Raw genomic sequence first — 25316 nt, forward strand, 5'->3', positions numbered from 1 at the left:
CGACTCATCAGGCCGAGCGTTAGCTCGCCTTCAGCTTTTGATCTGGCTTTTGCGGTACACGCCCCCTCGAGAGGCCGAGCGCAGGTTCTGCGCAGTGGGCAACCCGGCATGGATGCCGGGTTAGCCGCGCACGGCCAGGGATGGCCGATCGCGGCGGGCCCACGGAGCAGGGCCGGAGCGAGGGCATGCCGAGCCACAGCGAGGCACCGAACGAAAGGGGCAAGAGCGCTTTGGTTACTTTCGCGCTTTTCGAAAGTGACTCGCCGTAAGGGCGAAACCAATAGCCGCCGTTACCCCAACAACGGATATACACCCCATCACCCAATCACCAAACCCAAGAGCCCAGCGCTGGCGCCATAAAACCACCGTGCTAGAATGCCGCCCGCATTTGTTTGTGACATCTGCACGAACTGTCACAAATAGTTGATAGGCATACGAGGGAGCTTGCGCAGCAATGCCAGGGCCTTGAATCGAACACGGACCGCTGCGCACCAGGATTTATGAGACTCAAGCCCTTCCCCACCTTCCTTTATCTGCTTTGCCTGCCCGGTGTCGCCGCGGCGGGGGAAAAAACCGTGTACGGCCTCAACGAGTACGCCTCGCTGGACGGCATCAATCTGGAAGTCGCGGCCAAACTCGACACCGGGGCGAAAACCGCCTCCCTGAGTGCCCGCGACATCAAACGCTTCAAACGCAATGGCGAGTCCTGGGTGCGCTTCTATCTGGCGATCGACGCAGCACACTCGCACCCGATCGAACGACCACTGGCCCGCGTCAGCAAGATCAAGCGCCGTGCCGGCGACTACGATCCGGAAGAAGGCAAGAAGTACACCGCCCGTCCGGTGATCGAGCTGGATATCTGCATGGGCTCGGCGTTACGCAGCATCGAAGTGAACCTTACTGACCGCAGCGCTTTCCAATACCCGCTCCTGATCGGCTCCGAAGCGCTCAAGCGCTTTGATGCGCTGGTCGACCCCAGTCTTAAATACGCTGCTGGCAAACCCGCCTGCGCCACCGACGCTCATACCGCAGAGTAATTCCAATGCGCTCTCTTACCCTCCATCTGAAAATGCTGATCGCCATCCTGGTGGTGCTGGGCATTTCAGTTACGGCCTATCAGATCTTCGTGCTCGGCATTCCCGTGACCGAAGACGCCACCGACGACTTGTGGAACATCGACGCCAAGGTCGAGTTCGTCGCCAGTGCCAAAGACCCGGTCAAGATCCAGATGTTCGTGCCACCGCTGAGCCGTGATTTCGTCAGCCTCAACGAAAGCTTCATCTCCAATAATTATGGCGTGGCCGTGAACCGTATCGACGGCAACCGCAAGGTGACCTGGTCGGCACGTCGAGCCAAGGGCAACCAGACCCTTTATTACCGCCTGGTGCTGACCAAGCGCTACACCGGTGAAAAATCCAAGATCAAAGGCCCTACCTTCCGCGACAGCATCGCCGTCGAAGGCGCGGAAAAAGTTGCCGCTGAAGCCCTGCTCGCGCCGATCCGCCAGCACTCGGCCGACGTCGAAACCTTCATCGGCGAAGCGATCAAGCGGGTCAACAACGTCAACGATGACAACGTGAAACTGTTGCTGGGCGGCGATCCGTCCAGCGGGCACAAGGCCAAAATCGTTGAGCTGGTCCTGTCCATCGCCCACGTGCCGGTGGAAAAGGTCCACACCATCCGCCTCGTGGCCGACCAGCCGCAAACCCCGGAACTCTGGCTGCGCAGCTTCAACGGCACCGACTGGCTGTATTTCAACCCGGAAACCGGCGAACAAGGCCTGCCGACCGACCGCCTGTTGTGGTGGACCGGCGACGAAAACCTGATCACCGTCGATGGCGGCAAGAAGGCCACTGTCACCTTCAGCATGAACAACAGCGAAATGAACGCCATTCGCCTGGCCAAGCTGACCGACGAAAATACCGACGCCAATTTCCTCGAATACTCGCTGTACGGCCTGCCGCTGCAAACCCAACAGACCTTCATGATCATGGTGATGATCCCGATCGGCGTGCTGGTGATCCTGATCCTGCGCAACCTGATCGGCCTGCAGACCCTCGGCACCTTTACCCCGGTGCTGATCGCCCTCGCCTTCCGCGAAACCCAGCTCGGGTTCGGCATTGTGCTGTTCACCATCATCACCGCGCTGGGGCTGTCGCTGCGCTCCTACCTTGAACACCTGAAGCTGCAAATGCTGCCGAGGTTGTCGGTGGTGCTGACCTTCGTCGTGGTGCTGATCGCGGCGATCAGCCTGTTCAGCCACAAGCTGGGCCTGGAACGCGGGTTGTCCGTGGCGCTGTTCCCGATGGTGATTCTGACCATGACCATCGAACGCCTGTCGATCACCTGGGAAGAACGCGGCTCCGGGCATGCGATGAAAGTGGCCATCGGCACGTTGTTCGCCGCGTCCCTGGCGCACCTGATCATGAGCGTGCCGGAGCTGGTTTACTTCGTGTTCACCTTCCCGGCGATCCTGCTGATCCTGGTGGGCTTCATGCTGGCGATGGGCCGTTATCGCGGCTACCGCCTGACCGAACTGGTGCGCTTCAAGGCTTTCCTGAAGAAGGCTGACGCCTGATGTTCGGCTTCTGGAAGACCTGGAAAGCCCTGGAAGCCCGGGGCATCATGGGGATCAATCGGCGCAACGCGGACTACGTGCTCAAGTACAACAAGCGTAGCCTGTACCCGATTGTCGATGACAAGATCATCACCAAGGAGCGCGCCATCGCCGCCGGCATTCATGTGCCGGAACTGTATGGCGTGATTTCCACCGAGAAGGAAATCGACAACCTCGACGAAATCATCGGCGGGCGCAGCGACTTCGTGATCAAACCGGCCCAGGGCGCCGGTGGCGACGGCATCATTGTCATCGCCGACCGCTTCGAGGGGCGCTATCGCACGGTGTCCGGCAAGATCATCAGTCATGAGGAAATCGAGCACCATGTCTCCAGCATCCTCACCGGCCTGTATTCGCTGGGCGGCCACCGTGACCGTGCACTGATCGAATACCGCGTGATCCCCGACCAGATCTTCAAGAGCATCAGCTACGAAGGCGTGCCGGACATTCGCATCATCGTGCTGATGGGCTATCCGGTCATGGCGATGTTGCGCTTGCCGACGCGCCAGTCCGGCGGCAAGGCCAACCTTCACCAGGGCGCCATCGGCGTCGGTGTCGACCTCGCCACCGGCCTGACCCTGCGCGGCACCTGGCTGAACAACATCATCGCCAAGCACCCGGACACCACCAACGCGGTGGACGGTGTGCAACTGCCCTACTGGGACGGCTTCATGAAACTCGCGGCCGGCTGTTACGAGCTGTGCGGACTGGGTTACATCGGGGTCGACATGGTGCTGGACCAGGAGAAAGGTCCGCTGATTCTTGAGCTGAATGCCCGGCCAGGGTTGAACATTCAGATCGCCAATGATTGCGGCCTGACGTTGCGCACCCATGCGGTCGAGGCGCGGCTGGAAGAGTTGAAAGCACGCGGGATTACCGAGACCGTCGAGGAACGCATGGCGTTTGTGCAGGAGATGTTCGGACATATTCCTGCGGTTGAGGGTTGATCCGGGACCGTGGTGCGCCATTCGCGGGCAAGCCACGCTCCTACAGAATACGCGTGCCCCCAGTAGGAGCGAGGCTTGCCCGCGAAGACTTACTCACAGTCACCAAACCATTCAACCCTGCCCCCAATCTGCCAATCCCCGACATCCCCTCTAGGAGCAATTCCCCGAGGGGACTACAATCGCCACCCCGCCTCGATGGCTGATCTGCCCCGCCCATGCTGACCTGTTCCGTACATCCGCTCCCCTATCGCGCCAACCCCGCCGAGTACTTCGCGGCGATCCGTCATGCCCCCGGCGCCGTGCTGCTCGACAGCGGCCGGCCAACGGCTGATCGCGGGCGTTATGACCTGCTCAGTGCCTGGCCACTGGAACAACTGGCGGTGATGCCTGACGAAAGCGGTGGCGATTTCCTGCAACGCCTTCGCGACAATCTGACACGACTCGGTGAGGCGACGCTGGCCTCTGACCTGCCCTTCGCCGGTGGCCTGATCGGCTACCTGAGTTACGATTTCGGCCGCCACCTGGAAAACCTGCCGAGCCAGGCGCAGGACGATCTGCAATTGCCGGATGCGCGTTTCGGGCTCTACGACTGGGCACTGATCAGCGATCACCAACGGATGACCAGTCAGTTGGTGTTCCACCCATCGCTGATCGACAGTGAACGTCAGCGCCTGATCACGCTGTTCAGTCATCCCGTGGCTGAATCGATCGAATCGTTCAAGCTCAAGGCACCGATGAGCGCCGACCTGAGCGCTGATGACTATCGCCAGGCGATAGAACGTATCCAGCAATACATTCAGGCGGGAGACTGCTACCAGGTCAACTTTGCCCAGCGCTTTCGCGCCGAGTGCCAAGGTGATCCGTGGGCCGCGTACTGCGCGTTGCGCGCGGCGTGCCCTACGCCATTCTCCGGTTTTCAGCGCCTGCCCGACGGTGGCGCAGTGCTGAGCCTGTCGCCGGAGCGCTTCGTCAAAGTCAGCGACCGCCACGTGGAGACCCGCCCGATCAAGGGCACTCGCCCTCGTGGCCAGAACGCAGCGGAAGATGCGGCGAACGCCGCCGAACTGATGGCCAGCCCCAAGGATCGCGCAGAAAACCTGATGATCGTCGACCTGCTGCGCAACGACCTCGGCCGTACGTGCCGCATTGGCTCGGTGCGGGTGCCGGAGTTGTTCAGTCTCGAAAGCTATCCGAACGTGCATCACCTGGTGAGCAGCGTAACCGGCGAACTGGCGGATGACCGGGATGCGCTGGACCTGATCGCTGGCAGCTTCCCCGGCGGTTCGATTACCGGAGCACCGAAGATTCGCGCGATGCAGATCATTGATGAACTGGAACCGACCCGACGCGGTTTGTACTGCGGTTCGTTGCTGTATCTGGATGTGCGCGGCGAGATGGACAGTTCAATCGCGATTCGCAGCTTGCTGGTCAAGGATGGGCAGGTGTGTTGCTGGGGCGGTGGCGGGATCGTTGCGGATTCGCAGTGGCAGGCCGAGTATCAGGAGTCGATCACCAAGGTGAAGGTGTTGCTCGATACCCTGCAAAACCTTTGAAAGCTTCGCGGGCAAGCCTCGCTCCTACAGATCTTGTGTCGTTCGCACGTAACGGGAACGACGCAAAACCTGTAGGAGCGAGGCTTGCCCGCGAAGGCGTCCTCGAAAACGCCTACAGGCTCAACGCCCGATTCGAAGCCTTGATGAACTCCTGCTTCAACTCCTCAAACGTATGCACCGCCGGGAATTGCGGGAACTCGCGAATCACGTTATCCGGCGCATGGAACAGAATCCCCGCATCCGCCTCGCCCAGCATCGTGGTGTCGTTGTAGGAATCCCCCGCCGCAATCACCCGATAGTAAAGACTCTTGAACGCCAGAACCGACTGACGTTTCGGATCTTTCTGACGCAATTGGTAGCTCGTCACCCGCCCGGCATCGTCGGTAATCAGACGATGGCAGAGCAAAGTCGGGAAACCCAGCTGACGCATCAGCGGTTGGGAGAACTCGTAGAACGTGTCCGACAGAATCACCACCTGAAAGCGCTCACGCAGCCAGTTGACGAACTCGATGGCGCCGTCCAGTGGTTTGAGCGTGGCGATCACTTCCTGGATGTCGGTGAGCTTCAGGCCATGCTCGTCGAGAATCCGCAGGCGCTGCTTCATCAGCACGTCGTAGTCGGGAATATCCCGGGTGGTCGCCCTGAGGGATTCGATTCCGGTTTTTTCGGCGAAGGCGATCCAGATTTCCGGGACCAGCACACCTTCAAGATCCAGACAGGCAATTTCCACAAGACACTCCCATTTGTATTGATTATTGAGTCGAGCGAGCAAAAGGACTGCCGAACTCTAGCGACTCGCACTGACCGGCGCAACGCAGAGGGCGCGCCAGTGGTTGCAGAATTTTGTTACCATCAGGCCCATATAGAGCGCCCAGCGCCACCGACCTGTAGGAAGCCGCCCTGATGAGCCCATCGTTCGATGTCGTGGAACTCGCCACGACCTATGCCAACAAATCCGCCCAGGACATCCTGAAACTCGCGTTTGCCGAGTTCGGCGATGACCTGTGGATATCTTTCAGCGGCGCCGAAGACGTGGTGCTGGTAGACATGGCCTGGAAGCTGAACAAGAACGTCAAAGTGTTCAGCCTCGACACCGGCCGCCTGCACCCCGAGACCTACCGCTTCATCGATCAAGTGCGCGAGCACTACAAGATCGACATCGAACTGGTGTCGCCGGACTACACGAAACTCGAACCGTTCGTGAAGGAAAAAGGCCTGTTCAGTTTCTACAAGGACGGCCATGGCGAGTGCTGCGGCATCCGCAAGATCGAGCCGCTGCGCCGCAAGCTCTCGGGCGTGACCGCCTGGGCCACCGGCCAGCGTCGGGACCAGAGCCCCGGCACCCGCAGCGCCGTGGCGGTGCTGGAAATCGACAGCGCCTTCTCCACCCCGGAACGCACCCTGTACAAATTCAATCCGCTGGCGCAAATGACCAGCGAAGAGATCTGGGGCTACATCCGCATGCTCGAACTGCCGTACAACAGCCTGCATGAGCGCGGCTTCATCAGCATCGGCTGCGAACCGTGCACCCGCCCGGTGCTGCCGAACCAGCACGAGCGTGAAGGTCGCTGGTGGTGGGAAGAAGCGACGCAGAAAGAATGCGGGCTGCATGCGGGGAATATCATCAGCAAGTCAAAAGCCTGATCCCATCCAGCCCCCCCTGTAGGAGCCAGCTTGCTGGCGATAGCGGTGTACCAGTCACAGCTGCATTGACTGAAAGATTGCAATCGCCAGCAAGCCGGCTCCTACAGGTGTCGTGATCGACCCGAGAAAATGTGTACACACGAATGTCACCATAGGTGCCATTTATGTGTGCACTTTTCGTTTCTGCGCCCTGAAAAGTTACATTCATCCCGCCTGACACTCCCTCGTTCACACCTCCGCGAATCCCGCCGAAAATAAATACCTGTTCAACCGGTCAATTTATATCGTCTTAACTTCAGTCACTTACCAATTACAGATAACAAAACGAAATTACCGGTGAATTTCATAGATCGCTGACTGGCATGGATCTGGCTTAAGTGCATACATGTTTTGTATACAATCAATTCAAAACATACACACACTTTAGATCCGCAAGCCTGAAGCGCCCTATCCCGTACAGGCTGCAGATGCCCCGTAACCAATGATGCTTGTTGTCCGCGACGAAGATTTGTCGAGCCCACGCTCATGCACAGTCATCGCGACGCCAAGCTCGGAGCCTGCCGGAATGCGTACTAGCCTCTCCAATAACAACATCGCGCTGGATCTGCCCTCCTCTTCCCCCGTTCAAACGTTTCAAGACCCCGTGGTGCTCAGCCCGCGCCTGCACAATAAAGACCTGGCGCCGACTAAGGCCGAAGGCCGGCGATGGGGCCGTTACAGCATTTTTGCCCTGTGGACCAACGACGTTCACAACATCGCCAACTACTCCTTCGCCATCGGACTGTATGCGTTAGGCCTGGGCGGCTGGCAGATTCTGTTGTCGCTCGGGATCGGTGCGGCGCTGGTGTATTGCTTCATGAACCTCTCCGGCTACATGGGCCAGAAAACCGGTGTGCCGTTTCCGGTCATCAGCCGGATCAGTTTCGGTATCCATGGGGCGCAAATTCCTGCATTGATCCGCGCCGTAATCGCCATCGCCTGGTTCGGCATTCAGACGTACCTCGCCTCGGTGGTGTTTCGCGTGCTGCTGACGGCGGTGCATCCGGGATTCGCCGACTACGACCACAACTCGATCCTCGGTCTGTCGAGCCTGGGCTGGGTGTGTTTCGTGGCGATCTGGCTGGTGCAACTGGCGATTCTTGCCTACGGGATGGAGATGGTGCGGCGCTATGAAGCGTTCGCCGGTCCGGTGATTCTGCTGACCGTCGCCGCCCTGGCCGCGTGGATGTACTTTCAGGCCAACGCGACCATCGCCTGGTCGATCCGTGAGCCGCTCACTGGCGGCGAGATGTGGCGCAACATCTTCGCCGGTGGCGCGTTGTGGCTGGCGATCTACGGCACGCTGATCCTCAACTTCTGCGACTTCGCCCGCTCTTCGCCGTGCCGCAAGACGATCAAGGTCGGAAATTTCTGGGGCCTGCCGGTGAACATTCTGGTATTCGCCGCCATCACTGTCCTGCTCTGCGGTGCGCAATTTCAGATCAATGGCCGGATCATCGAAAGCCCGACGGAAATCATCGCGTCGATCCCCAATACTTTCTTCCTGGTCCTCGGTTGCCTGGCCTTCCTCATCGTCACCGTGGCGGTGAACATCATGGCCAACTTCGTCGCCCCGGCCTTCGTGCTGAGCAACCTGGCACCGAAATACCTGACCTTCCGCCGCGCCGGGCTGATCAGCGCGACCATCGCCGTGCTGATCCTGCCGTGGAACCTCTACAACAGCCCGTTGGTGATCGTGTATTTCCTGTCCGGCCTCGGCGCCCTGCTCGGCCCGTTGTACGGGGTGATCATGGTCGACTATTGGCTTGTACGAAAAGGTCAGATCAACGTGCCGCAGTTGTACAGCGAAGACCCCGACGGCGCTTATTACTACAGCCGTGGCGTCAATTTACGTGCGGTCGCGGTGTTCATTCCTGCGGCGCTGATTGCCATCGTCCTGGCGCTGGTGCCGGGTTTCCATCTCGTATCGCCGTTCTCCTGGCTGATAGGTGCCGGGATCGCCGGGATGCTCTATCTGATCATCGCCAAACGGCAGCCGCACTACGCGGATGTCAGCGGCGAAGCCATCGCGGTCGATAACGTCAGCCATTAACCCCATGACGGCCCGGCACCGTCGGGCCGCAGAACCACCCCGCTATAAGGACTTTCCATGCGAATTCTCGTGGTCAACGTCAACACCACCGAATCCATTACCCAGGCCATCGCCCGTTCGGCTCAAGCCGTGGCCGCGCCTGGCACCGAAATCATCGGCCTGACACCGCACTTCGGCGCCGACTCCATCGAAGGCAATTTCGAAAGCTACCTGGCTGCCATCGCCGTGATGGATCGAGTGATGTCCTACGATCAACCCTTCGATGCGGTGATCCAGGCCGGTTACGGCGAGCACGGTCGCGAAGGGTTGCAGGAACTGCTCAACGTACCGGTGGTGGACATCACCGACGCTGCCGCCAGCACGGCGATGTTCCTCGGTCATGCCTATTCGGTGGTCACCACGCTGGACCGTACCGTGCCATTGATTGAGGATCGGCTGAAACTCTCAGGGTTGTGGGACCGTTGCGCATCCGTGCGGGCCAGTGGCCTGGCGGTGCTGGAACTGGAATCCGATCCACAACGGGCGCTCGAGGCGATTGTTCGTCAGGCAGAATTGGCGGTACTGGAGGACAAGGCTGAGGTGATTTGCCTCGGATGCGGCGGGATGGCCGGGCTGGACGAGCAGATTCGTCAGCGCACTGGCGTGCCGGTCGTAGATGGCGTGACGGCGGCGGTGACGATTGCCGAGTCGCTGGTGCGACTGGGGTTGTCGACGTCGAAGGTAAGGACGTATGCGACGCCTCGGCCGAAACACATCATTGGTTGGCCGGGGCGGTTTGGCCGGTAGACCGCGTTATCGTTTTTCGCGGGCAAGCCTCGCTCCTACAGAATACGTGTGCTCCCTGTAGGAGCGAGGCTTGCCCGCGAAAGGGCCGACTCGGTCTCAATCCTGGCTCAAACCGCACTAAACCGCGACGCCAACCCCTGCACCGCAAACTGCTCAATAATGAAATCCACAAACGCCCGGGTCTTGCCCGGCAACAATTTGTGCTCAGCGTAGTAAATGGAAATGTTGCCATCGTCGACGTACCAGTCCGGCAACACCCGCTGCAACGTCCCGGCCTCCAGATAACCCGAAGCGAACGGCATGCTCACCAATGCAATGCCCAACCCCTGAACCGCCGTCGCACACGCCGCTTCAGAATCGCTCATGGTCATCCGCGCCTTTAGCGTCAAAGGGCTGTGTTGCTGAGTGCGGCTGGTCAATTGCCAGGACCGCACTCGCCCCGTCTGCGGCGACCGAATCAGAATTCCGTCGTGATGCTTGAGATCATCCGGTTCAACAACCACTTCACGCCCCGCCAGATATTCGGCTGACGCCACCAACACCCGATGCGCCGGCGTCAGCTTGCGCGCGACCACGCCCTGCGGCAGCTCGAATCCACCGCCAATCGCGGCATCGAACCCTTGTGCAATCAGATCGACCTGACGGTTATCAAAATGCCAGTCCGGATTGATTGCCGGAAATCGCCTCAGAAACTCGCCCAGCAACGGCACCACATACAACCGCCCGAACACCGTACCCATGCTGACTTTCAGCGTTCCCGCCGGCCGCCCTTCGGCGCTCGCGAGATTGGCCACGGCATTCTGGATCGTGTGCAGGCTGGAGCTGACTTCGCCGAGAAACAGATGGCCGGCCTCGGTCAGCGTCAGGCTACGGGTGCTGCGCTGAAACAGCCGCACACCGAGCCGCGCCTCAAGTTTTGCCACACTCTTGCCCACCGCCGCCGGAGTCAGGCTCAGTCGTCGCGCAGCCTCGGCAAAGCTGCCGACTTCAGCGCTTCGCACGAAGCATTCGATACTGCTGAAGGTTTCCATAAGCACCACTATAAACTTCTGGTTTACACAGACTATCGCAATTACCGTCTACACAGCCTGTAATCCTGAATCAATACTAGGCTCCATCAACCGCGGCATCTCGCCACGGCGACTTTGGAGATCGACATGACTACTCAGAACCTCAGCGGCAAAGTGGCTTTGATTCAAGGCGGGTCCCGCGGCATCGGCGCTGCCATCGTCAAACGCCTGGCCGCTGAAGGCGCGACTGTTGCCTTCACCTACGTAAGCTCCACGGCCAAGGCCGAAGAACTGCAAAACAGCCTCACCGCCAACGGCGGCAAAGCGCTGGCCATCAAGGCTGACAGTGCCGACGCCGAGGCGATTCGCGATGCGGTGAGCGCCACCGTCAAAGCCTTCGGTCGCCTGGACATCCTGGTCAACAACGCTGGCGTGCTGGCCGTTGCCCCGCTGGAAGATTTCAAACTCGAAGACTTCGACCAGACATTGGCGATCAACGTACGCAGCGTGTTCATCGCCACCCAGGCCGCCGCGAAACACATGACCGAAGGCGGTCGCATCATCAACATCGGCAGCACCAACGCCGACCGCATGCCCTTCGCCGGCGGTGGCCCGTACGCCATGAGCAAAGCGGCGCTGGTCGGTCTGACCAAAGGCCTGGCACGCGACCTTGGGCCACGGGGCATCACCATCAATAACGTGCAACCGGGCCCGGTCGACACCGACATGAACCCGGCCAGCGGCGACTTCGCCGAAAGCCTGATCCCGCTGATGGCTGTGGGTCGTTATGGTAAAGCTGAAGAAATCGCCAGCTTCGTCGCCTACCTGGCAGGCCCGGAAGCCGGGTACATCACCGGTGCCAGCCTGACCATCGACGGTGGTTTCGGCGCCTGATTCGAGTCATTCAAAACGCAAAATAAATGTAGGAGCGAGGCTTGCCCGCGAAGGCGTAGTTTCAGTCGGAACTAATGTTGACTGACACAACGCCTTCGCGGGCAAGTCGGATCGCCGCACCGCTCGCTCCTACATTTGTGCATTAAGCCCACTCAAGCGCCGGCAAACCGCACTCACTCGGCTTGAACGCTTTCAGCGTACGAAGAATGCCATCGGCGTGTGCGTATTTTTCGTCGGCCATCGCGGCGTCGGGAATCGCAATCGCCGTCATCCCCGCCGCTTTCGCCGCAGTCACGCCGAACGGCGAATCTTCGAACACCAGGCAATCCCCGGGCGCCACGCCCAGGCGGCGCGCTGCGGTGAGGAAGATGTCCGGCGCCGGTTTGGCCGCGCCGACTTCCGGATCATCGGCTGTCACGACGAAGTCGAACAGCGCAAACCAGTCACGGTGCAACGTGGTTTTCTGGCCGAACGACAGACGCGACGAACTGGTGCCCACCGCGATCGGAATGTTGTTGGCCTTCAAGTGCCGCACCAGCTCTTCGGCACCGGGCATCGCCAGCGCGGTGGGAAAACGCTCGCGCATCAGCGGCTCGCGGATCACCAGGAACTCCTCGGCGGTAATCGGCAGATCCAGCGCTTCAACCACATAACGCGCAAGGTCACCCGCGCCACGACCGATGATGTTCTGTTTGACGCTCCAGTCGAAAGTCCGGCCATATCGCTCGGCGATCATCGACGTGACTTCGGTGTAAATGCCCTCGGTGTCCAGCAGCAAGCCGTCCATGTCGAAAATCACGGCTTTGATCGGGCCGAACTCTTTCAGCGGTGCATTCATCGCATCTGATCCGTTTTTAATGACACCCCGGTCGGCTCAGGCATAGCTGATTCCGGGATTTGATTAAAGGGTTCAGCAGCATAGCGAGCGCGGCCGGCAGAGAGCAACGGGCAATCTCCCGACGGTGACAAAACCTTCGCCGAATCGCTGAGCATGATTTAGCGATTCGCCCTACACCAAACACCTCCTTTCCCGACTTCTTTCCTCGTTGATCCCCCGCAAAGTCTCGCGACCCCAATTTATCCGCGCGAGGGACTGCGAATGTTCAACCCTGACAAGGTCCTGGCCTTGAACAACGCCATCGGCCTGTTGGTGGTGGCAGCCATGAACCCCGAGCAACCGGACGTTGAAGCACTGCTCGGCGATTTTCGCCTGAGCCTCAACGACTACGAGGCCTGGGCGGAAAATTTCTGGACAGGATGGGCGCTGGATGTCGAGCAAGTGTTCAAGGTCGGCAACGACGTTCGTTTGAGCACACCGAGGGATTCCACCGCCCCCGTCAGTTCGACGATCGCCACATGCCCGGCCAGCGGTCCGTTGACCCTCGTGCATATGTTCGACGCGACTCGCTTTGTGCCCATTGGTGATACGCCGGTGATGCTCGAACCGATCATTGAAGAGAGCAACGGCGAGATTACCTTTGGCGAACCGGTGCATCACACCATCGGCCCCAGCGGCATCCTCGAAATTCCTGAGTGTTGGCGCGGTCATCGTTACCGCATCACATTCTTTCCCAATGTTTCCACCGCTCACGTCAAAGCACTTCATGCCTCCTATCTAAGCGTGATCGATGAGCTTGAAGGCTGGTTGCGCAACGAGTGGACGAGTGAATTCCAGCCTTTATGGGCGGGGTTTTCCGAGGCCGGTTTCGCTGAACGCTACGGCATGCTGCAACGGGCCGACTGGCGCGGATTCGAGAAGTCGCTGCACGGCTTGTGGGATGACGTAAAGCAGATCTACGCCCTGATCGCGGACCTGCAGGCCAACAGTGAAAAGCTTCTTGAATACCTGACCGAGGTTGAGCTCGAGACACTGCTTAACGCTTCGGCCGAAGCCATCGCCAATGTGATGCTGGTGTTGAGTGATGAGCCGCTGATGTTCATTCATCTCGCGGCTTTCACCAGTTGGCTGCGGATGTTGCCGCCGCAGTACATCGCCGAAGTGGTCGCGGAAATTCGTACAGAAATACTCATCGCTTTCCTGCTGGTGCGCCTCACAGGTCCTACAGGCCTGAAACTCGGCATCAGTACCAAGGTGCTGGGCAAGATCAAGTCCGAGCGAGCCCGACAATGGCTGACTGCCGCGAGTTTGCGCCTGGCCGATCTTCCGAACAGATTTGATCTGACCAGCCACGCCCGCGCCCTCAAACCGCTGATGGTCAACGCGCGGAGCGTGCCACTCAAACCCGCGCCGGCCACTCCGTTGCACATCACCACCGGTGAATCACCGATCGTACAGGTGAACAACCCGGTCGCCCTTGCCCGTGACAAGTCCGAAGCCAAGACCCGCCTGAGCCGCCAGGAACATCGCGATGACGCCCCCGCTCCCGCGCGAAACCCAAACGGAGACAACGTCGATTCAGCGGATAGAACCACAACCAACGGCTGCCCGGTATCGATGGTCACCGGCGAAGAACTGCTGACACTGATCGATGGTTCGCTGGATGGGCGATTGCCGTTCGAGTTCATCCGCGTGTATCGCACCAGTGCTGTCGGAATCGACTGCGGGCTCGGATTTGGCTGGAGTCATGCCCTTGCACATCGGCTGGAAATCGACGGCGATCAGGTTAGCTGGATCGACCACGAAAACCGTCGCACGACCTTCCCTTTGCCCAAGGTTGAACGCCCGAGCATTCATAACAGCCTGTCGCGGGCGGCGATTTTCCTGGGGGATGAGCCGGAGGAACTGATCCTCGCAATGGCAGGCGAAGCGACACGTTTTTACCACTTTCGTACAGGTCGATTGACAGCAATCAGCGATGCCTATGGCAACCGTCTGACAGTGCAACGGGACAACGCCGACAGAGTCATGCGCCTCGACAACGGTGCCGGACGCTCGCTGCGATTGCGCTACGACCGCCGACACCTCGCCGCCGTCGAGTATCAGCGCTTTCATCCCGCCGACACCCTGGAAGATGCCTGGCGCACTGAACAGACATTGGTGACCTACCGCTACGACGCCTGTCATCGCTTGATCGAAGCGACCAACGCCGCCGGCGAAAGCGAACGCTACGACTATGACGACCAGCACGTCATCCTGCAGCGGCAATTGGCCGGTGGCGCGAGCTTCTTTTGGGAGTGGGAAAGGTCCGGCAAGTCTGCGCGATGCGTCCGACATTGGGCGTCGTTTTCGCAGATGGACACGCGCTATGTCTGGGATGACAACGGCGGCGTGCAGGTTAAAAACGTTGATGGCAGCGAAGCGTTTTACCAGCACGACGACCGAGCACGCCTGGTGCGGAGGGTCGAACCCGACGGGGCGGAACACCTCAATGTCTATGACGGCCAGGGGCGGCTGATTGCCGAAAGGAATCCGCTCGGGGCAATTACCCACTACCGCTATGACGATGTCGGACGGCTGATTGCCCTGATTCCACCCGAAGGTGAGCCAACGTCCTACGAGTACCGCAATGGTTTCCTGCATGCGCGGTATCGCGGAAACGCCGTTTGGAAGTATCAGCGCAATGCTCAGGGTGAGGTCATCGAGGCGACCGATCCCGAGGGGCATGTCACCCACTACTACCACGACGAAAAAGGCCTGCTGCTGTCGATCCGCTTTCCGGACAACAGTCGGCATGTCTTCGTGCGGAATGCCTTGGGTCAACTGATCGAAGAGACCTTGCCGGGTGGCGGTCAGCGGCGCTTTTCCTACGATGCGTTGGGCCGGCAGGTTACCCGTCAGGACGAACACGGTGCCGTCACACGCTACTCATGGGATGCCGTTGGACGACTGGTTCAGACGACGCTTCCTACAGGTGCCAGTCGCGCCTTCAGCTACAACGCCTACGGCAAGGTCACCGCCGAACGGGATGAACTGGGTCGCACCACGCGCTTTGAATATGCCGATGATCTGCATCTGGTCAGCCGCCGGATCAATCCCGATGGCACACAACTGCTTTATCGGTACGACAACGCACGGTTGTTGCTGACCGAAATCGAGAATGAGTCCGGCGGGAAATATCTGCTGGACTACACGCTCAATGGATTGATCCGACAGGAAACCGGATTCGATGGCCAACGCACCGCGTATGCCTACGACCTCAATGGACAGCTGCTGAAAAAAACCGAGTTCGGCGACGACGGATCGCAATGGGTCACGGGCTATCAACGGGATTCGGCGGGACGGCTGCTGGTCAAGACGCTGCCCGACGGTGTCAATGTCGAGTACCGATACGACAGCCTTGGCCGACTGGTCAGCGTCGATGACAGTCACGATCACCCGCTGGAGTTCGAGTACGACAAGCTGGGTCGGCTAGTCACCGAACACCAAGGCTGGGGCACATTGCGTTATGGCTACGATGCCTGTGGCCACCTCAACCACTTGCGCCTGCCCGACAACAGCAAACTCGATTACCACCATGCCAAGGGCGGCGCGCTGACGGCCATTGACCTCAATGGCGCCCGACTGACCGCTCACACCTTTTTCGCCGGCCGCGAACAGAACCGTCAACAAGGCCTGCTGCTCAGCGATTATCAGTATGACAATCAAGGTCGACTGAACGCCCACGCTGTCCGCCAAAACCTGCAACCGCTGTATCGTCGCGACTATGCCTACAGCGCCAACGGCAACCTCGACCACATTGCTGACACGCGCCACGGCCAGCGCAGCTACCTTTACGATTCGCTCGATCGCCTGATCCGCGTCCGCCACTCCCGGGATCACCAACCGGAAAACTTCGCCCACGACCCGACCGGCAATCTGCTGATGCAGGACCGCCCCGGCCCGGCCGCGGTCAAAGGCAATCGCCTGCTGATGCAAGGCGACCGCCACTACGATTACGACGCCTTCGGCAACCTGATCCGCGAACGCCGCGGCACTGCACAAAAACTGGTCACCGAATACCGTTACGACTGCCAGCATCGCCTGATCGGCGTCACCTTGCCCAACGGCAGCCTGGCAACCTACCGCTACGATGCCTTCGGCCGCCGCATTAGCAAAAACGTCGATGGCAACACCACCGAGTTTTTTTGGCAGGGCGACAACCTCGTCGCCGAAAGCAGTCGCGAGCACTACCGCAGCTACGTCTACGAACCCGGCAGTTTTCGCCCGTTGGCCATGCTCGACGGCAAAGGCCCGCGCAACGCCTGCCCGTTCTACTACCAACTCGACCACCTCGGCACACCGCAAGAACTCACCGATTACAGCGGCGAAATCGTCTGGTCCGCCCAATACACCGCTTACGGCCGCCTCACCCGCCTCAACCGCGACACCCACCAGATCCTCGACCAGCCGCTGCGGTTTCAGGGCCAGTACTTCGACCCGGAAACAGGTTTGCACTACAACCGGCATCGGTATTACCAACCGGATGTGGGGCGGTATCTGACGCCGGACCCGGTCGGATTGGCGGGTGGATTGAATGGGTATCGGTATGTGTTGAGCCCCACGGGGTGGGTTGATCCGTTGGGGTTGAGTGATTGTCCGGGGATGGGTGGGTGCGGGTCGGTTGAGGGGGTTGAGGATCCGGCGGGTAAGGTCGCGGTTATTATTAGTGAACCCGATCTACCCACTGTGGCCTATGGGGTCGACCCAAAAAACTTGAACAGAACGCACGCCATTTCAGGTAAAGGCTCGACTAAAAAAGTAGAAAATCTGGCAAAAGATATGCGCGACAGTGGTTTTGACACTACATACCCTATCGATGTAGCTGAACATGACGGGGAGCTTTATATACTTGACGGGCACCATCGCGCCTCTGCCGCAAGGCAGACATCAACTGACGTAATAATAAAGCTAGTGAAAGACATCAAGGGTCACAGGGGCTACCTCAACAACATTGATGAAGTCTTAGAGTCAGCCAACAACGTAGGACATGACAGACTGGAGCCTCGTAGACGATGAGTGAAAGAATCTTGGATTTAGAACAATTGATTTTTGATTTTCTTGCCAAAGTAGAAAAAGCTACTGCTTTGCTGGAAGAAAAATTTGGCACGCGCTGCATTCTTGGGTTATGGCGAACCAATGAAATCGAGCGATGCGGAACAATTGTTGGAGACATTACATACGAGCTGCACGGAGTTGGCTGTGCGATTTATCTGCCTGAGGCATGCATAGATTTTGATTACGGGACAGATGGGAGAATAGATGGCTTCGATGTCTGGCGTCTTTACTTGTTTGCTTGCGAGCTGCCTCAACAATATAAAAAGTACACAGACAAAAATGTTTTGAAGGCTGATTTTCAAAACTATATAGCAGCAGGATTTCTCGAAAAAATGTCAGGACCTACAGATTACTTATACATATTTAAAGGTCGCGATATTTGAGTTTGCCGTACTCGACATACCTGGCTCATGAATAGCCGCTCAAACGACAAGCGGCTACCCGGCAATACATGTATCAACTCGGCTCGCCCACGCAATCATTCCCCCCGCAATATCCGGATCGTCAGCGTCAGCCTCAACATCAGTGCGCCGCACGTCATCATCTCAGGATCTTCGTTGCCAGGGTCGTTGATGAACGGATGTCCACTTGGGCCTGTTTCTTCCTTGCCTTCGGTTTCGGGAGTCATGGCATGCCTCAATAACATTCAGGTGTGCATGAGGTTCGAGGCGGGGTCAAACGTTCCGATGTCACGCTCCCGAAAATAAAAAACCCGGCACCAGGCCGGGTTTTGCTGTCACTGATCGTGGAATCAGTGGTGTTTGTTCTTGTGCTTATGCTTGTGTTTGTACCCGTTGCCGGAATGGGAGCTGCCGCTGTCGGTGCCGAGGTTGTTGCCCACCGCACCACCCGCTGCGCCGCCGAGACCTGCGCCAATGGTTGAACCGGTCTTGCCGCCAAGGCTGTTACCGATCACCGAGCCGCCCGCCGAGCCCAAACCACCACCGATCGCTGCTTCAGTGCGACTGCCTTTAGGCGCGCCAACAGCGCTGCCGGCCGCGCCGCCCACACCTGCGCCAATCGCGGCACCGGTGCTGCCGCCCATGCTTTGGCCGACCACATTACCCAGCGCACCGCCAATACCACCGCCAACAGCAGCGGTGCCATCACCGGCAGCCATCGCACCTTGAGCAACCAAAAGTCCCAGAAACAACGTGGACAATGTCAAACGCATGATATGAACCTCTAATTCCGCATCGGGGGAAAAGAACGCGCTGCGGATGGGCGGAGTCTAGCACCTGCCCCCACTGAATCCGGTCAGCGATGACGGTTGGACCGCTAAAGATGCAAAAGCTGCGAAAGAGAAACAGCCAGATACAAAAAGCCCGGCATCAAGCCGGGCTTTTTGAGCGGATCGATCAGGATCAGTGGCGCTTGTGGCCCTTGGCCAGGTTGCTGCCCACGCCGCCGCCCAAAGCACCGCCCAGGCCTGCGCCGATGGTCGAACCGGTCTTGCCGCCCAGGCTGTTGCCGATTATCGAGCCGCCCGCAGCACCCACGCCGCCGCCGATGGCCGCTTTGGTGCGGCTGCCTTTGCGTGCTGCAACAGCACTGCCGGCGGCGCCCGCGACACCTGCACCAATCGCAGCGCCAGTGCTGCCGCCCATGCTTTGGCCGACCACATTACCCAGCGCGCCACCCAGACCGCCACCCAGTGCGGCAGTGCCGTCGCCAGCAGCCATTGCACCTTGAGCAACCAAAAGCCCCAGAACCAGAGCGGGCAGTGTTAAACGCATGACAAGAACCTCAAAAAATAGGGGGAAATCAAAAAGGGTCGAGATTGAATGCTTTAGCAGCGAGAAAGTCCAGACACACAGACCCAACCTCACCATCGGCGACGGTTGGACAGCTTTTATGGAAAAGGTTTTATGACAGGCAAAAAAAAGCCCGCTGGGGAGACGGGCCAGGTGTTGCTTTCTAACGGATGAGTTGAGACTACGTAAGGCCTTGTGAAAACTTTGTGAAAACCCTGGCCGAAAAACACACGCCGAAAAAAAGGTTTCAGGCATAAAAAACCCCGCTCAATGACGGGGTCTGGGGATGATGGATTACTTCCTGACGGGGGCCGCAACCTTGGGTAAAAATTTCGCCTTCGGCCCTTGGGGCACCTGGGATTTCATTTTGCCAAGCTTGACCTGATCGTCACCGTAAGCCACCACATAGTCTGTCTGGCCACACCGCACGCTATTGTTGATTGGAAATTCAGCACCGTCGTCTTCGATATACGGATCAGCCATCTTTTCGCCCCTTTCAAAAGCGGGATCGATACCGGCAAGCCCTTTTGCCTGAAACATATCGACCACCAAGCTTTCGAGACTAGCCGGTCATTACCGGACTTGTAATTCAGATTTCCCAACACCCGACGAATGGCCTGCACGGTTTCCTACAAAACAAACACATAAACCGCTACCTGAATCACCTCAGTTTGACCGCCGTCCCGGTCACAAATACCACCACCATTCCGCCCTTGCCGGCCGGCATGCTGATCTCATAATCGAGCCCCACCACTGCGTCAGCCTGCAGCGCCCGCGCCCGTTCCTTGATCTCGTCGGTGGCCTGAATCCGGGCCTCCTTCAATGCACGCTCCAATGTTTGAGAGCGCCCGCCGAAAAAATCCCGCATCCCGGCGAACATGTCGCGGATAACGTTGACACCCTGCACCGACTCGGCGCTGACGATGTCGAGGTAAGCGGTGATTTGGCGGCCTTCGATGGCGTGGGTTGTGGTGGTGATCATGGGCATTCCTTCTTCATCAATAGTCACTCAAGGCAGCCTGGACAGATAGTTTGCCAACGCATCAAAAGCAGGCAACGTAACAGGATCATTAGCCGAATTGCTGGCAACAGGGTGCGAGGCGTAGCGAACAATCACCATCTCGGCCTGCGGATCGACATAGATGCGCTGTCCATGAACGCCGCGCGCCATGAACGCCCCGCCTTCTTTGTTCGTCACCCACCACATCGACCGGTAACTCCAGCCTTTCAGCAAGTCATACCCGGCCTTGGCAAAAACCTGTTTGTCGCCGCCACGACGGATATCGTCCACCACCGCTTTCGGTACGATCTGTTGACCATTGAACCGACCTTCATTGCGCAGCATTTCACCGAATCGCGCCAAATCACGCAGGCCGGTATTCAAGCCGCCGCCGGCAAACGGCGTGCCGATGGAGTCCACGGTGAAATAAGCATCCTGCTCGTTACCCAGCCGACTCCAGATACGTTCGGACAACAACTGCGCAACGTTGTGGCCGGTGGCTCGGGCGATAATCCAACCCAAGACATCGGTATTGACGGTCTTATAACCGAACGCCTTTCCATGCTCACCTTGCAGCTGAACCGTCTGCAAAAACTCGTAGTAACTTCTCGGGCCGGTGTAGTCCTTCGGCTTGGGCAGTGGGCTTCCGGCTTTTGCATGCGCCCAGACCTCGGCATTCGGGTCGGCGTAGTCTTCGCTGTACCGGAGCGCAGTGGTCATATCGAGGACCTGGCGCACCGTGGCGCTGCCAAAGGCGGAGGCGGTCAATTCGGGGACGTAATCGGCGACAGGCTTGTTCGCATCGATTTTCCCTTCCGCGACCAACATCGCTCCCAACGTGCCGATCACAGATTTAGTCACCGACATCGCCGCGTGCTGCCCTTCCGGTTTCAGTACACCGAGGTATCGCTCGTACACCACCTTGCCGCGGTGCATCACCACAATCCCGTCGGTGTAAGTCGCTGCCAGCGATTGATCCCAAGTCATCGACGCCTTCGCGCCGAGCGGTGTGAAGGTGATCGCGTCGATGTCTTTACGCAACGCCGATTCCAACGGAATCGGTGCACCCAGACCCCGTGAAACATTGATCGTCGGCATGAGCTGGCGGAAATTGGAGACACTCCAGCGCATTGCCGGGAACTGGAAATAACTGCCATCTTCAAAGCGCACGGTGCGATCGGCCGGCGGTGGCGCGCCGACCATCCATCCTAGTTTCGCGGGGTCGCTGGCATTTGCGTCAGGGAAGTTTGCAGGGGTGGATGCGGTGGCCAGTGATGAAACGATGGACATCATCATGGCTGTGGCAGGTACGGCTAACCAACGGTTTGCAGTGGTAGAACGAGACATGGTTCCGATTCCCTTCAAGCAGACTGACTATCTTTCAAGGGGCAAGAACTCAGATCCTGAACCCCCAATTATTGATACACAAAAAGATCCTCTGAAGAGTCCACCTCTCCCCACTCTCCAGTGTATGCAACGGCGTGTATCGGGACCCGCCCCGCGTCAATGACGTGTTGCAGCGTGTTCGTCATATGCACCTTGTCACTCTGTTCCGGGGTCAAGGCCTGGCGAAGCCGGACGACCTCTGCCCATCCCTCAGGCGTGAAGCGTAGAAGCCCCATGTATTGACCCTGAACATCATCGACTGATGTCGGTTTGTTGCCGATTTCGGTCAAGGTGCCGGCAGAGTCAAGGCGGAACGTTTCGGCATCCAGTAACGGATCACCAAAGCGCTGCGTCCAGAGTGCCAGCCAGTTGGGGTCATAGGTGACGGCCAGGGAAGCCTTGCATGTCATTAACGACTGGACTGCTGCGGGGCTATAAAAAATGTCGGAATAACTCACGATGCACGGAGCGTCCTGCAACCAGGCTTCAGCACACGCCAATGACGAGACCATGTTGGTGTGCGCCCAGCGAGGATTATGGAACTCGATCAGCCCTTGGTCTGCCAACACCTCGCGCTTGTAGCCGGTCACGATGGCTATCTCGCTGATGCCTGCACCGCGCAGCGCCAAAAGTTGCCACTCCAGCAGTGTCTTGCCACGCAATTCGACCATGCATTTCGGACGTTCATCCGTGAGACTTTTCATGCGGCTGCCACGTCCGGCAGCCAGAATAATGGCTTTCACAACAGTCCTACCTCATGAAATGTCTTTATTAACCGAACAACTGCTTCAGTCGATGAACGTCGTGCGCAGCCCAGACGTCCTCTCGCTCCGGGTGCCACATCCAGCCCTCCCAAGGGAGGTTGCGGTGCCGGATGGCTTCGATTTCCCCATCCCCACTGCACGCCAGCACCTCAAAACCTTCCGGGCAAGCGGCAAGCGAAAAACCGTGATAACTGTTCACCTCGGCAACGATTTTTCCTGACAGCTCATGCCGGGTTCGCACATGACCGTTCACCGGTTTCAGCTCGCCGCCCGACCAGTGCGCAATCATCTGCATGCCCCGGCAAATTCCAAGTACGGGTAGGCGGAGGGATTGTGCATGGGCGAGCAATCGGCCTTCAGTCAGGTCGCGCGCCGGACACTGGCCGATATCATTTCCCCCCGAAAGCACAATGGCTTGTGGCGATACCGTGTGCAGCCAGTCATGCAGGGCGTCCTGAGTCAGCCGTCCGTCAGCGGTTTGCAGACACAACCCGTTGGGTACCGGCACCGGCAAAAAGCCGGCATCCAGTAGAAAGCTGATCAGACGCTGGTCTATTGCATCGCGGCTTTCACCACGCTCGGGAAATACGTCCACACGCTGGCTGAGGGCAACGACTTTCATGCCAGCATCTCCACGCAGCGCCCCGGACAGTCCAGGTGCAAGCGTTGAGCCGCCGACCAGCGCCGATAGAGAACTTCGCCGGCACCGATCACTGCCGGCAAGCCAAGTTCTCCTGCACGAATCGCCATGTGCGAGTTCGCGCCGCCCCAAGCCGTTATCAGCCCGGCAATCGGGTAGGCAAACAACCAATCGAATCCGGGGTCCGCGTTGGGAATGCAGACAATCGCGCCGGCGAGTATTTCTCGGTCGTCACTGCCCACCACGGGGGCAGTCACCTGCTTCTGGGTGATAAAGTTGGGGGCTGTTTCCGGCCATTCGAAAGACCAGACATCCTCAGGCCGGGTGATCACCGGCGGTAGCGATACCTTTAGTGTCTCTGCGTGGCGCGCCTTGCCCTGCTCAATGCTGCGCAACAGCACATCGTTCGTGTTGGCTGCCGCAACGTGCAGCTCCTTGAAGACACTGATGTCGCAATAGGCCATGTCTTCACGGCTGATGCCGTGCTGCGCCCCCACTTGCGCGATCAATGCCAGGGCATCCGAGAGATTGCGGGTGAAGTGGAACTTGGCCAGCTCGCGCAGTTCGATTCCTGCTTGCATGAAGTCCAGCAAGCCGACGGGGTCGGGCTGCAAGCCGTGTGACTCCAGTTGCTTCACGATTTCACGCATTTGTGGAAGGGTGAGCGAAAACGGTTGTACGGGCTCCGGGACGGACGGGCGCTGAGTCCAGTCAAAGTAAAGTTCCGGCGCTTCATCGTAGCGCGGCGAAAGGATGTCGTAGGTGCCCGGGCGCAAGTGGCCATAGCGCGCGAGGAACGTCGCCTTGTCCAATGTCGCGCGATCACGTGCCAACTGGCCGCTGACAGTCGACACCCCACCCATGAAACAATCGTAGTCAGCCTGCGAGAGCACGCCCACCGTCATCAGGGATTTGAGCATCTGCACCGCGACGAAGCCGGCGCGGGCCAGACCGGCGAATGGCAGGGTCCCGTAGCGTTTGGCGTCCTCCAACAGCCAGTAAATCCGTTCCAGAGGGTCGGCGTTGGAGGCCAGCAACGCCTCACGTCGCGCATTCAGCGTATCGAGTTTGTTGGCATCAGCGCGCCACAAGCCATCCTTGGGATGGACGATGCGGTTGGTCAACTTGCGCAAACTGCTGCTGATGGCCTCCAGCTCATGCTCCAGGAAACCGGCACTGGCCAGGCGCTCCAGTCGCTGCGACAAATCCAGTGTGTAGCACGAGAACACAATCTCGAACTCCACTTTGTCGTGCAGCGTCGGCTCGGACAGCAGCCGATCGATATAGTGATCGACCAGACGCCCCGCCAACCCCTCATCCAGATCTGCCGGGATGAACGAGTTGAAAGACAATCGAACATCGATGTACGGCAGCCCGAAAAAATGCGGCATCAGCGGAAAGCTGCGCAAGTTGCGGTAGCCGTAATTATGGCGCTGATAGGCCCAGATCGAGTCAGTAACCAAATCCCGGTAAAGCGAAAGCGCCAATGGTTTGGGACGGATACCGATAATCTCGGCCGGGTTCCAGTCAGGCATCACGCCATAAACGGTACGCTGGCCGATCAGGAACGGGTGCGGTCGCATGCCCCGCGCCACCTTGCACTGAATATTTTCCAGTCGTTCGGCTTGAGTTGCTTCGGATTCCGGGTGTGCTGGCAAAATCAGTGGTCGGGCTTGCAATAACCACAACACCTCGCCTTCAGTCTCCCGCGTGACAGCGAACTCACAGTCGACCGGTACCCCCTCGAACAACGCCAGCAACTCTTCGAGCAAGGTCATGACGGGCAGCATATCTGGCGGTGGCGGCACTTTGCTGCGGGCCGCCTGCTGCCAAAGCCGGCCACCCAGACCGCCAGTGACAGAGGCGGTGTCACGGCCCTCCGTCCAGTTCACCACCCGATAGGGCGCACAGGTATTCGGGTCGTGGGAGAAGGCAACGCCGGACCGAACGACATTATTCAACATCGGTTGAATCAGAACTTCGTCTGCCTGGTTGGCATCGCCATAACTGGCGATGACCTGTTCAACCGCCGATTCCAACCCTGCTTCATTAACGTCAAGTACAGAGAGAAACGCCCCCGCACCGGATGCTTGTACGCCGTCTTCGCGCAGACAACTGGAGCGCACGATCCAGGGGCCGGCTTCCAAGCGTCCCTGAATGTCGCGAAAACAGGCTTGCCGACCCATTTGCCAGTCCCTTACGGTGAAAGACAGCAACGGAGCAATGCGCGCCGAAGTCAGCCGCTCTTGCAGGCCGGCAAGCGTACCGGCCTTGGTGGAAAATCGCAGAGCCAT

At 58.9% G+C, this 25316-nt stretch carries 22 protein-coding genes; 10 read left to right on the top strand and 12 right to left on the bottom strand.

The features are described from left to right. The first annotated feature begins 500 nt into the window (after nt 1-500). The 4 genes from rloA (at nt 501) to pabB (ending at nt 5117) form a co-directional block, all read left to right on the top strand. Nucleotides 501-1037: a retropepsin-like aspartic peptidase RloA gene (rloA, locus tag ACYZUC_RS10840; RefSeq protein WP_008042313.1), complete on the top strand. Its 537-nt coding sequence runs from the start codon at nt 501-503 to the stop codon at nt 1035-1037. Nucleotides 1038-1042: 5 nt separating this feature from the next. After that, on the top strand, nt 1043-2578 hold the full coding sequence (gene rloB, locus ACYZUC_RS10845; protein ID WP_280163380.1) for an osmotic stress tolerance membrane protein RloB: 1536 nt from the start codon (nt 1043-1045) through the stop codon (nt 2576-2578). Continuing rightward, nucleotides 2578-3564 (top strand): alpha-L-glutamate ligase-like protein, encoded by a 987-nt coding sequence (locus ACYZUC_RS10850; RefSeq protein ID WP_008027343.1) that lies wholly within the window; start codon nt 2578-2580, stop codon nt 3562-3564. Before rloB ends, ACYZUC_RS10850 begins: the two co-directional genes overlap by 1 nt. A gap of 215 nt (nt 3565-3779) precedes the next feature. Further along, complete coding sequence (gene pabB / locus ACYZUC_RS10855; protein ID WP_461995626.1) at nt 3780-5117, top strand: aminodeoxychorismate synthase component I; 1338 nt, start codon at nt 3780-3782, stop codon at nt 5115-5117. Between the two features lie 112 nt (nt 5118-5229). Here pabB and thrH read toward each other — a convergent pair whose 3' ends face one another. Then, a complete protein-coding gene (gene thrH / locus ACYZUC_RS10860) occupies nt 5230-5847 on the bottom strand; it encodes a bifunctional phosphoserine phosphatase/homoserine phosphotransferase ThrH (protein WP_407010626.1) in 618 nt (205 codons plus the stop codon). 173 nt (nt 5848-6020) lie between these two features. Between thrH and ACYZUC_RS10865 the strand changes: the two genes are divergently transcribed. The 3 genes from ACYZUC_RS10865 to ACYZUC_RS10875 all read left to right on the top strand — a co-directional run bounded on the left by ACYZUC_RS10865 (nt 6021) and on the right by ACYZUC_RS10875 (nt 9639). Beyond that, nucleotides 6021-6761, top strand: coding sequence for a phosphoadenylyl-sulfate reductase (locus ACYZUC_RS10865; RefSeq protein ID WP_461995628.1), 741 nt, complete (start codon nt 6021-6023; stop codon nt 6759-6761). 565 nt (nt 6762-7326) lie between these two features. Then, nucleotides 7327-8853 carry an NCS1 family nucleobase:cation symporter-1 gene (locus ACYZUC_RS10870; RefSeq protein ID WP_461995629.1) on the top strand — a complete coding sequence of 509 codons (1527 nt, stop codon included), beginning with the start codon at nt 7327-7329 and terminating at the stop codon, nt 8851-8853. Nucleotides 8854-8910: 57 nt separating this feature from the next. Further along, nucleotides 8911-9639 carry an aspartate/glutamate racemase family protein gene (locus ACYZUC_RS10875; RefSeq protein WP_008027338.1) on the top strand — a complete coding sequence of 243 codons (729 nt, stop codon included), beginning with the start codon at nt 8911-8913 and terminating at the stop codon, nt 9637-9639. Between the two features lie 107 nt (nt 9640-9746). Here the strand turns inward: ACYZUC_RS10875 and ACYZUC_RS10880 are convergent, their stop codons facing one another. After that, nucleotides 9747-10670, bottom strand: a complete 924-nt coding sequence (locus ACYZUC_RS10880) for a LysR family transcriptional regulator (protein WP_461995630.1) — start codon at nt 10668-10670, stop codon at nt 9747-9749. A gap of 126 nt (nt 10671-10796) precedes the next feature. Here ACYZUC_RS10880 and ACYZUC_RS10885 point away from each other — a divergent pair, with 126 nt between their 5' ends. Further along, nucleotides 10797-11543 carry a 3-oxoacyl-ACP reductase family protein gene (locus ACYZUC_RS10885; RefSeq protein ID WP_008042294.1) on the top strand — a complete coding sequence of 249 codons (747 nt, stop codon included), beginning with the start codon at nt 10797-10799 and terminating at the stop codon, nt 11541-11543. 142 nt (nt 11544-11685) lie between these two features. On the opposite strand, the gene ACYZUC_RS10890 is transcribed toward ACYZUC_RS10885, so the two are convergent. Next, nucleotides 11686-12381, bottom strand: a complete 696-nt coding sequence (locus ACYZUC_RS10890; RefSeq protein WP_461995632.1) for an HAD-IA family hydrolase — start codon at nt 12379-12381, stop codon at nt 11686-11688. Nucleotides 12382-12642: 261 nt separating this feature from the next. On the opposite strand from ACYZUC_RS10890, the gene ACYZUC_RS10895 reads away from it, so the two are divergent. After that, nucleotides 12643-17439 carry an RHS repeat-associated core domain-containing protein gene (locus ACYZUC_RS10895; RefSeq protein ID WP_461995634.1) on the top strand — a complete coding sequence of 1599 codons (4797 nt, stop codon included), beginning with the start codon at nt 12643-12645 and terminating at the stop codon, nt 17437-17439. Further along, nucleotides 17436-17861, top strand: coding sequence for a DUF6896 domain-containing protein (locus ACYZUC_RS10900; protein ID WP_461995635.1), 426 nt, complete (start codon nt 17436-17438; stop codon nt 17859-17861). Before ACYZUC_RS10895 ends, ACYZUC_RS10900 begins: the two co-directional genes overlap by 4 nt. 95 nt (nt 17862-17956) lie before the next feature. Here the strand turns inward: ACYZUC_RS10900 and ACYZUC_RS10905 are convergent, their stop codons facing one another. The 9 genes from ACYZUC_RS10905 to ACYZUC_RS10945 all read right to left on the bottom strand — a co-directional run bounded on the left by ACYZUC_RS10905 (nt 17957) and on the right by ACYZUC_RS10945 (nt 25316). After that, on the bottom strand, nt 17957-18106 hold the full coding sequence (locus ACYZUC_RS10905; RefSeq protein WP_461995637.1) for a hypothetical protein: 150 nt from the start codon (nt 18104-18106) through the stop codon (nt 17957-17959). Between the two features lie 123 nt (nt 18107-18229). Continuing rightward, nucleotides 18230-18652 carry a glycine zipper domain-containing protein gene (locus ACYZUC_RS10910; protein WP_461995639.1) on the bottom strand — a complete coding sequence of 141 codons (423 nt, stop codon included), beginning with the start codon at nt 18650-18652 and terminating at the stop codon, nt 18230-18232. Between the two features lie 190 nt (nt 18653-18842). Further along, the gene (locus ACYZUC_RS10915) at nt 18843-19214 is read right to left on the bottom strand and encodes a bacteriocin (RefSeq protein ID WP_461995640.1); all 372 of its coding nucleotides are present in this window, start codon (nt 19212-19214) and stop codon (nt 18843-18845) included. 312 nt (nt 19215-19526) lie between these two features. Then, nucleotides 19527-19715 carry a hypothetical protein gene (locus ACYZUC_RS10920; protein WP_032828671.1) on the bottom strand — a complete coding sequence of 63 codons (189 nt, stop codon included), beginning with the start codon at nt 19713-19715 and terminating at the stop codon, nt 19527-19529. 178 nt (nt 19716-19893) lie between these two features. After that, nucleotides 19894-20214, bottom strand: coding sequence for a YbjQ family protein (locus ACYZUC_RS10925; protein ID WP_008027329.1), 321 nt, complete (start codon nt 20212-20214; stop codon nt 19894-19896). A gap of 27 nt (nt 20215-20241) precedes the next feature. Beyond that, nucleotides 20242-21528, bottom strand: a complete 1287-nt coding sequence (locus ACYZUC_RS10930) for a serine hydrolase domain-containing protein (RefSeq protein ID WP_461996699.1) — start codon at nt 21526-21528, stop codon at nt 20242-20244. Nucleotides 21529-21647: 119 nt separating this feature from the next. After that, complete coding sequence (locus ACYZUC_RS10935; RefSeq protein ID WP_461995642.1) at nt 21648-22361, bottom strand: phosphocholine cytidylyltransferase family protein; 714 nt, start codon at nt 22359-22361, stop codon at nt 21648-21650. A gap of 28 nt (nt 22362-22389) precedes the next feature. Beyond that, a complete protein-coding gene (locus ACYZUC_RS10940; RefSeq protein WP_461995644.1) occupies nt 22390-23004 on the bottom strand; it encodes a gamma-glutamyl-gamma-aminobutyrate hydrolase family protein in 615 nt (204 codons plus the stop codon). Continuing rightward, on the bottom strand, nt 23001-25316 hold the full coding sequence (locus tag ACYZUC_RS10945; RefSeq protein WP_461995646.1) for a PEP-utilizing enzyme: 2316 nt from the start codon (nt 25314-25316) through the stop codon (nt 23001-23003). Before ACYZUC_RS10945 ends, ACYZUC_RS10940 begins: the two co-directional genes overlap by 4 nt.

This window comes from Pseudomonas sp. GT1P32, from assembly GCF_054897805.1.